Here is an 8,801-nt window from a genome sequence, read left to right on the forward strand (position 1 = left end):
GGTGTACCTGACGACACCCCCTGCCTGGTCCGTTCCCCTCCCCGCAGTGGGGGCCTCGGCGGCTGGGGCGGCCGGGCCGCGGTTCCTAGCGTCGAAGCGACCGATCACGATGTCCCCCTGGCACGGGCCGGGGGCCCGGACGAGGGGGAGTTCACGATGCACGAGACGACGAGGGCGCACACCGCGCCTCCCGGGGCCGGGGCCCCGCGCAGGGACGGCGACGAGGACTGGCTGCGCCGCCCCCGGCGGCTCCGCGGCCCCGGTCTCGCCGCCCGGCTCGGCGGCTGGTCCACGCGGCACCGGCGGACGGCCGTCCTCGGCTGGCTGCTCTTCGTCGTCCTGGCCGCCACCCTCGGCGGCGTCACGGGCGTCGCCGAAGTGACCGACTCCGAGGGCATGTCCGGCGACTCCGCCCGCGCCCAGCGCATCCTGGAGGACGCCGGGATCGAGGAGCCCGCCGGCGAGACGGTCATGGTGACGGGGGCGGGCCCGGAGGTCTGGAAGCCCGTCGCCGCGGAGGTCGCCCGGGCCGTCGAGGCCACCGGCGAGGCGGAGCGCACCCGCCGCCCCGTACCGTCCGAGGACGGCAGGGCCGCGCTCCTGGAGTTCCGGATGAAGGGCTCGGCGGAGACCGCGGGCGACCGGGTGCAGCCGGTGATGGACGCGGTGGCGAAGGTGCGCGAGGCGCACCGGGGCGAGGGCGTCACCGTCCGCCAGTACGGGCAGGCCAGCGCCGACAAGTGGCTGGGCGAGATGCTCGGCGACGACTTCGCGAAGGCCGAGTGGACGGCCGTGCCCGTGGCGCTGGGCATCCTGCTCGTCGCCTTCGGGGCGCTGGTGGCCGCGCTGCTGCCGGTGGCGCTGGCGGTCACGGCGTTCGTCGCGGCGAACGGTCTGCTGGCCGTCGCCAGCCACCAGTTGCACATCTTCGACACCACCAGCTCCGTGATGCTGCTGATGGGGCTCGCGGTCGGCATCGACTACTGCCTGTTCTATCTGCGCCGCGAACGGGACGAGCGCGCCGCCGGACGGGACGCGGAGACCGCGCTGCGCGTGGCCGCCGCCACCAGCGGCCGGGCCGTACTGGTCTCCGGACTGACGGTGATGGTGGCCATGGCCGGGCTGTTCCTCTCCGGGCTGCTGATGTTCAAGGGCTTCGCGGTCGCCACGATCCTGGTCGTCCTCATCGCGATGCTCGGCTCGGTGACGATCCTTCCGGCGCTGCTGTCCTGGCTGGGCGACCGGGTCGAACGGGGACGGCTTCCGTTCACCGGGCGCGGACGGCGCAGGCGGGGCGGACGCCGGGGTGGACGGCAGGGCGGCGGGCAGGTCGGCGGGCAGGGCCGTCCCGGGGGACGGATCTCCGCCGCGGTGCTGCGTCCCGTACTGGCGGCGCCGGGGATCTTCGCCGTACTGGCGACCGCGGCGATGCTCGCGCTGGCCGCGCCCACGCTCGGCATGAAGACCGAACAGCTCGCCCTCGACAAGCAGATGCCCTCCGGCTCGCCGCTGCGCGAGTCCGCCGAGGCGATCGGCGAGACCTTCCCGGGCGGGCCGGCGCCCGCGCGGATCGTGCTCAAGACCGAGGACGTCGACGCGCCCCGGGTACGCGCCGCACTCGCCGGCTTCACCGAACGGGCGCGCGCCGACCGGCACTTCGGCTCCGCCGTCACGACGACGGTGCACCGCTCCGCGGACGTCGCGGAGATCTCCGTACCGCTGGCGGGCGACGGCACGGACGCGGCTTCCAAGGCGGCCGTGGAACGGCTGCGCGGCACCCTCGTACCGGAGACGCTGACGCCGGTGTCACTGCACGGGCAGGCGTACGTGAGCGGGGACACGGCCGGATCGATGGACTTCGACGGCCAGTTGCGGCGCGGCATCGTCCCGGTCCTCCTCTTCATCACCACCGTCACCTTCCTGCTGATGCTGGTGAGCTTCCGCTCGCTGCCCGTGGCGCTGGCGTCGGTGGTGCTCAACCTGCTGTCGGTCGGCGCCGCGTTCGGCGTGATGACGGCCGTCTTCCAGCACGGCTGGGGCGCTCAGGCGCTGGGCACGGAGGCCGTGGGCGCCGTCGAGTCGTGGATGCCGCTGTTCGTCCTGGTGGTGCTCTTCGGACTGTCGATGGACTACCACGTCTTCGTCGTCTCCCGTATCCGCGAGGCGCACCGGCGCGGAGCGCCGACGCGGGCGGCGATCGGCGAGGGCGTACGGGCCACGGCGGGCGCTGTGACCGGCGCGGCGGTGATCATGGTCGCGGTCTTCGCGGTGTTCGGCACGCTGTCGATGCAGGACATGCAGCAGATGGGCATCGGACTCGCGGCGGCCGTGCTGCTGGACGCGACGCTCGTACGGATGGTGCTGCTGCCCGCGGTGATGGCACTCCTCGGCGAACGCAACTGGTACCTGCCGCGGATGCTGCGGGGGCTGCCGGACCTTTCCCATGGGGCGGATGCGGATGCGGATGCGGATGCGGCCGGCGCCGCGGCCGGGACGGGGGTTACGGGGGCCGCCGGTGCGGCGGCCGAGGAGCCGGTGCTCGCTCCTCGCTGACGCGAGAGCGGCATGGACGCGGTGCCGGACCGGCACCGCACTCCGGTCCCGGCGACGCGGGGGGCGTTGCCGGGACCGGGCTTTCCCGTGTCCGTGGGGTGCGCGCCGTGTACGGATGCGCGCCGCGTGCGCGTGACAGGTCCGCTGTCCGACGCCGGCCTCCTGGTGCCGGCAAGCCGGCCCCATACGTCCGGCTCCCGCCGTGCGCACGTCCCCGTCCGTCCCAACTCCCGTACGCCGCAAGCGAGAAGACCCCCCGGGGAGCGGCCACGGCGGGCCGGGACCGCGACGACGCACCCAGCCCGCCGGACCGCGACCGCGACCGCGACCGCGAGCCGAAAACCGTCCGGCCCCCGTCAGGGCACCCACGTCGTAGCAGGTCAGAGCGCCTTCGCGCACACACCGCATGACGGACGTCCCGCCCTGCCCACGATCCGGTGAGCTTCGCTCGTGGCGCACAACCACAGCCCGTACGCTGCCCCCATGCCGCACATCACTGTCGACTACTCCGATGCCCTTGCCGACACGTTCGACCGCCGCGGCTTCGGCCTCGCCCTGCACCCGCTGCTCGCCCGCACCGTGGTCGGGTCCGTCGACGGCTGCAAGACGCGCTTCCGGCAGATCGACGAGTGCGTGATCGCCGACGGGGCGGACGAGGTCGCGATGCTCCATGTCGAGGTGGCGCTCCTCTCCGGCCGTACGCCCGAGGCCAAGGCGGAACTCTCCCGTGCCGTACTCGGCCTCGCCCGCGACCACGTCAAACCGACGCCAGGCGTCACTGTGCACACGTCCGTGGACGTCTGCGACCTCTCCCGCGGCAGCTTCGCGAGTCACACAGAAGAGGACCACGCATGAGATTCGGACTGCTCGGCACCGGCCCGTGGGCGCTCGCCACACACGGCCCCGCTCTCGCCGCCCACAAGGACGTGGAGTTGGCCGGGGTGTGGGGCCGCCGTTCCGAGGCGGCGCGGCATGCCGCACAGGAGCTGGGGACCCGCGCCTACGACGACGTCGACGCGCTGCTGACCGACTGCGACGCGGTCGCGATCGCGCTGCCGCCCGACGTACAGGCGCCGCTGGCGGTACGGGCGGCCCGTGCCGGATGCCATCTGCTGCTGGACAAGCCGGTCGCGACGGAACCCGAGGCCGCCCGTCAGGTCACCGAGGCCGTGGCGGAGACGGGCGTCGCCTCCGTCGTCTTCTTCACGCTGCGCTTCAGCGAGCCGACGGCCGCCTGGATCGACGAACAGGCCGCCGCCGGCGGCTGGCTGACCGGCCGCGCCGACTGGCTCTCCCCCGTCTTCGGCGGCGCCGACTCCCCGTACACCGCCTCGCCGTGGCGCCGTGAGCGGGGCGCTCTGTGGGACGTCGGGCCGCACGCGCTGTCCGTACTGCTGCCGGTCCTCGGCGACGTGCCCGAACCCGAACTGCTGCGCGCGGGACGCGGAGTCGGCGACACCGTGCACATGATCCTGCGGCACGCGGAGGGCGCCTCCAGCGTCTGCACGCTCAGCCACTCCATGCCGCCCGCCGCGGCCGGCGTCGCCGCGGAGGTCAGGGGCGCCGCCGGTACGAGCACGCTGCCCGAGCGGGACGAGTCGCCGGTCGACGCCTTCGCCCGTGCCGTGGACGCGCTGACCGAGTCCGCCCGTACGGGACGGGCCCACGCCTGCGACGTCCGCTTCGCCCAGCGGGTCACGGAGATCCTCGCGAGCGTAGAGACTGCTCTCCAGCGGTAGGACGGGCAGGACAGCGGCAGCACAGCTCCCCGCCCCGCGGCGCCGGTTCGCCGCGGGGCGCGCGTACGCACGTACGCCGAAACCCACCGCGCACCGCGCACCGCGCCCCGCAGCCTGCCGGGCCACCGGCCCCGCATCCCCGGACGTAAGCCCCCCAACTGCCCTGCCCAGCCGGTAGATTTCGTCCGTATCCCCGTCCGTCCCAGCTTCCGCCCGGCCACCGTGGAGTCCCAGTGCGCGTCGTCATCGCCGAAGATCTGTTCCTGCTGCGGGACGGTCTGGTCCGGATGCTGGAAGCCTTCGGCTTCGAGATCGCGGCGGCCGTCGACAACGGTCCGGAGCTGAGCCGGGCGCTGAAGGAGCTGGAGCCCGATGTGGCGGTCGTCGACGTGCGGCTGCCGCCGTCCTTCAGCGACGAGGGTCTGCAGTGCGCCCTGGAGGCGCGGCGCCGGCGCCCCGGGCTGCCGGTGCTCGTCCTCTCGCAGCACGTCGAGCAGTTGTACGCGCGGGAGCTGCTGGCCGACGGCACCGGCGGCGTCGGATATCTGCTCAAGGACCGGGTCTTCGACGCCGAGCAGTTCACGGACGCGGTACGCCGCGTCGCCGCGGGCGGCACGGCGATGGATCCGCAGGTGATCCAGCAGCTTCTCTCGCGCCGCTCGCAGGAGGCGCCGATGGCGAAGCTCACGGGCCGCGAGCGAGAAGTGATGGAACTCATGGCGCAGGGCCGTTCCAACGCCGCGATCGCCACTCAGCTCGTCGTCACGGAGCGGGCCGTGGCCAAGCACACGTCAAATATCTTCGGGAAGTTGGGGCTTCCGCCCTCCGACGACGACAACCGCCGCGTGCTCGCCGTACTCGCGTATCTGGACGGCTCCGACCGGGGCTGACCAGCACGATTCTGCCGTGCCCTCTCGTACAGGCCCATGTCACTCCATTAGCGTGCGCACCACATGTGTCAGCGGTGATCGGGACGTACCGGAGAAGTGGAGCACGCCGTGGAGGACATCAACAGACGCACTCTTCTGGGTACGGCAGGAGCACTCGGCGCCGGTGTGGCGCTGGGTCCCAGTGCCGGCCCGGCAGCGGCCCAGACACCGGCCGTTCCCGGTTTCCGTACCGCGGACGCCGCCGACATGAAGCACGCCGAGGCCGCGGTGCGCCGGCTCCTCCCCGAGCACGCCGGGCAGATCGCCTTCACCGCGCTCACCGGCAAGGAGCGCTTCGAGGTCTCCGGCAGCGAGGGCGCGCTGAAGGTCGCGGGGACGTCGCCGGCCGTGGCGCTGACGGGGCTGCACTGGTATCTGAAGTACACCTGCGCCGCCCACATCTCGTGGTCGGGCAGCCAGACCGACCTGCCCGCGAAGCTGCCCGCGCCGCGCAGCACGTACGAGCGCAGCGCCACCGTCGCGCACCGCTTCGTGCTCAACGACACCCACGACGGCTACACCGCCCCGTACGCCGACTGGGACCACTGGGAGCGCTTCATCGACGTGCTGGCGCTGCACGGCTGCAACGAGGTGCTGGTGACGACCGGTTCGGAGGCCGTCTACCACCGGCTGCTGAAGGACTTCGGCTACTCCGACGCCGAGGCCCGCGCCTGGATCCCCGCGCCCTCGCACCAGCCGTGGTGGCTGCTGCAGAACCTCTCCGAGTACGGCGGTCCCGTCTCCTCCGCGCTGCTGAAGCGCCGTGAGGAGCTGGGACGGCGCATCGTGAGCAGGCTGCGGGAGTTGGGGATGCACGCCGTGCTGCCCGGCTACTTCGGCACCGTCCCGGAGGACTTCTCCGACCGCAATCCCGGTGGTACGACCGTCCCGCAGGGCGACTGGAACGGACTGACCCGGCCCGCGTGGCTCGATCCGCGCACGGCCGTCTTCCGTACGGTGGCCGCCGCGTACTACAAGCATCAGAAGGCCGTCTTCGGCGAGATCGCCCACGTCAAGATGGATCTGCTGCACGAGGGCGGCAAGGCCGGGAACGTACCGGTGCCGGACGCGGCGCGCGCCGTGGAGACGGCGTTGCAGACCGCGCTGCCCGGTGCGACGTGGGTGATCCTCGGCTGGCAGAAGAACCCGCGGCGCGAACTCCTCGACGCGCTGCGGCACAAGGACCGCGCGCTCGTCGTCGACGGGCTCTCCGACCTGGACAAGATCACCAGCCGGGAGAGCGACTGGGGCGGTGTGCCCTACGCGTTCGGCACCATCCCCAACTTCGGCGGACGCACCACGCTGGGCGCCAAGACGCACATGTGGACGGACCGGTTCACCAAGTGGCGCGACAAGGCGGGCAGCAAGCTCGTCGGCACCGCCTACATGCCCGAGTCGACCCACCGCGACCCGCTCGCCTTCGAGCTGTTCAGCGAACTGGCCTGGCACCGCGAACCGATCGACCGCACCCAGTGGTTCGCGGGCTACGCGCGGCTGCGCTACGGCGGCGACGACGAGAAGGCCCGTGCCGCGCTCACGGCGCTGCGCGGCACCGCGTACGAGATCAGCAGCACCGACGGACGCCCGCACGACAGCGTCTTCTCCGCGCGTCCCAGCCTCGACGCCCGCTCGGGCGCCCACTACGCCACGCACACCCCGGCCTTCGACCTTGCCGACTTCGACGCGGCGCTGACGGCGCTGCTCGGAGTGCGCGAGTCGCTGCGCGGCGGCGACGCCTACCGCCACGACCTCGCCGACGTCGCACGCCAGGCGCTCGCCAACCGCTCGTGGCTGCTCATCGGCAAGCTGAAGTCGGCGTACGAACAGAAGGACCTCGCCGCGTTCCGCAAGGTCGCCAATCTGTGGCTGTCGCTGATGAGCCTGAGCGACGACATCGCCGGCACCCACCTCTCGTTCCTGCTCGGGCCGTGGCTCGCGGACGCGCGCGCCCTCGCCGGCGACGACACCGCCGAGCAGGACAAGCTCGAGGTCACCGCGCGCACCCTGCTCACCTCCTGGGCCGACCGCCCCGCCGCCGACCGCGGTCTGCTCGCCAACTACGCGAACCGCGACTGGCAGGGCCTCATCGGCGACGTCCACCGGCCGCAGTGGCGTGAGTATCTGGAGGAGCTGGAGGACGCCCTCGCCGAGGACCGCACGCCCAAGACCTTCGACTGGTACGAGAAGGAGGCGGCCTGGTCGGGCGAGCACACGTCGTATGCGCGGCGCCCGTCCGGCGACACCTTCCGCACCGCGCAGCGTGTGCACACGGCGCTCGCCAAGGCGCCGTTCCAGGGCAGCCTCGCCGCCGAGTCGGAGCCGGCGACGCTGCCGCCGGGCGGCTCCGGCAGCTTCAAGGCGACGTTCCGCAACGAGAGCGGGCTGCGCGCGACCGGCACCGTCGACTTCTCCCTCACGGGTCTCGAGGACGCCGAGCCGCAGGGCTCCACCTCGGTGCTCCGCGTCGAGCAGGGCAGCCGCGCCGCGGTGACCTGGCGGGTGCGGGCGCCGAAGGCCGAGTTGAAGGACCCGCTGAAGCCGCTGGAGTACGAACTCGCCGTGGAGTACGGCCCGGAGGGCGAGCGCCGCGTGAAGATGCCGCAGCCCGGCAGGCTGTGGGTGGCGGGCCCGCTGGACGGCGAGCTGTCCACGGTCAGCACCAACGAGGCGGTCTTCGGGCAGCTCGGCGACCGCTTCGCGATCAACGGCGCCGGCGACGACTTCTGGAAGGGCACCTCGCACTTCGGTGCCGTCTACCGGGAGGGCGCGCTGCGGGACGGCGGCTCGGCGACGGTGCGCGTCGTCGCACAGGAGGTGACGGGACCGTGGGCGCGTGCGGGGATCGTCGCCCGCAACGACCTGCCCGGCGAAGCGTCGCCCGGGTTCGTCAATCTGTCGGTCACACCGGAGAACGGGGTGGTGCTCTCGTACGACTCCGACGGCGACGGCGCCCTCGACACCTACGTGCGCATCACCGGCGTCAAGGCCCCGGTGACGCTGCGCCTCAGCCGCGACGGCCGCTCCTTCCACGGGGAGCTGTCCACGGACGAGGGCGCCAACTGGCGCTCGGTGGGCACCGTCACCGTTCCCGGCACGGTCTCACGGCAGGACGTGGGGATGTTCATGTCGGCGACGAACGGGGGCACGGGCGCCCGGGGCACGGTGGAGTTCGGCGACTGGGACGTGCGGTAGACGTGCGGTAGCGGCCCCGTCGGGCGGACGGGCGGGGGCGTCCGCGGTCCCGCGGCGTACGGCGTCGGGCCGCGGGCGTCAGGTGACCAAGGCACCGGTCACTCGTTCTCCTGCACGTGGCCCTTTCGGAAGCGACTTCGCAGCGTTCACGCACCCCCTCCGGATCCGTCGACGTCGAGCAGGCGCAGGCCGCGCTCGTCGAGCACTACCCGCGGCTGGTGCGGCTGGCCTATCTCGTGCTGCCGACCTCGCTGGCCCGGCACCGACGGGTACTGACCGCGCACTCCCTCGTGCAGCGCGCGCTGCCGCGCGGCCGGGAGGCGATCGAGGCGGGGCCGCTGCCCGCGCAGCGGGGCGCCGGCGGACCGTACGCGGGCCCAAGTGCGGG

At 73.0% G+C, this 8,801-nt stretch carries 5 protein-coding genes and 1 pseudogene; all 6 read left to right on the plus strand.

Annotated elements, in window-relative coordinates; translation table 11 throughout:
- Window positions 1-156 precede the first annotated feature (156 nt).
- Window positions 157-2,553: an MMPL family transporter gene (locus tag AN218_RS10935; RefSeq protein ID WP_079132035.1), complete on the plus strand. Its 2,397-nt coding sequence runs from the start codon at window positions 157-159 to the stop codon at window positions 2,551-2,553.
- 483 nt (window positions 2,554-3,036) lie between these two features.
- Window positions 3,037-3,408, plus strand: coding sequence for a 5-carboxymethyl-2-hydroxymuconate Delta-isomerase (locus tag AN218_RS10940; protein WP_070016595.1), 372 nt, complete (start codon window positions 3,037-3,039; stop codon window positions 3,406-3,408).
- Window positions 3,405-4,292 (plus strand): Gfo/Idh/MocA family protein, encoded by an 888-nt coding sequence (locus tag AN218_RS10945; RefSeq protein WP_070016591.1) that lies wholly within the window; start codon window positions 3,405-3,407, stop codon window positions 4,290-4,292. Before AN218_RS10940 ends, AN218_RS10945 begins: the two co-directional genes overlap by 4 nt.
- Window positions 4,293-4,525: 233 nt before the next feature.
- Window positions 4,526-5,182 (plus strand): response regulator, encoded by a 657-nt coding sequence (locus AN218_RS10950; protein WP_070016592.1) that lies wholly within the window; start codon window positions 4,526-4,528, stop codon window positions 5,180-5,182.
- A gap of 108 nt (window positions 5,183-5,290) precedes the next feature.
- On the plus strand, window positions 5,291-8,413 hold the full coding sequence (locus AN218_RS10955; RefSeq protein WP_070016598.1) for an alpha-N-acetylglucosaminidase: 3,123 nt from the start codon (window positions 5,291-5,293) through the stop codon (window positions 8,411-8,413).
- A 116-nt stretch (window positions 8,414-8,529) separates the two neighbouring features.
- Window positions 8,530-8,801, plus strand: a pseudogene (locus AN218_RS10960) (hypothetical protein); the annotation flags it as partial.

Origin of the sequence: Streptomyces nanshensis, assembly GCF_001751255.1 — a bacterium.
Taxonomy (GTDB): Bacteria; Actinomycetota; Actinomycetes; order Streptomycetales; family Streptomycetaceae; genus Streptomyces; species Streptomyces nanshensis_A.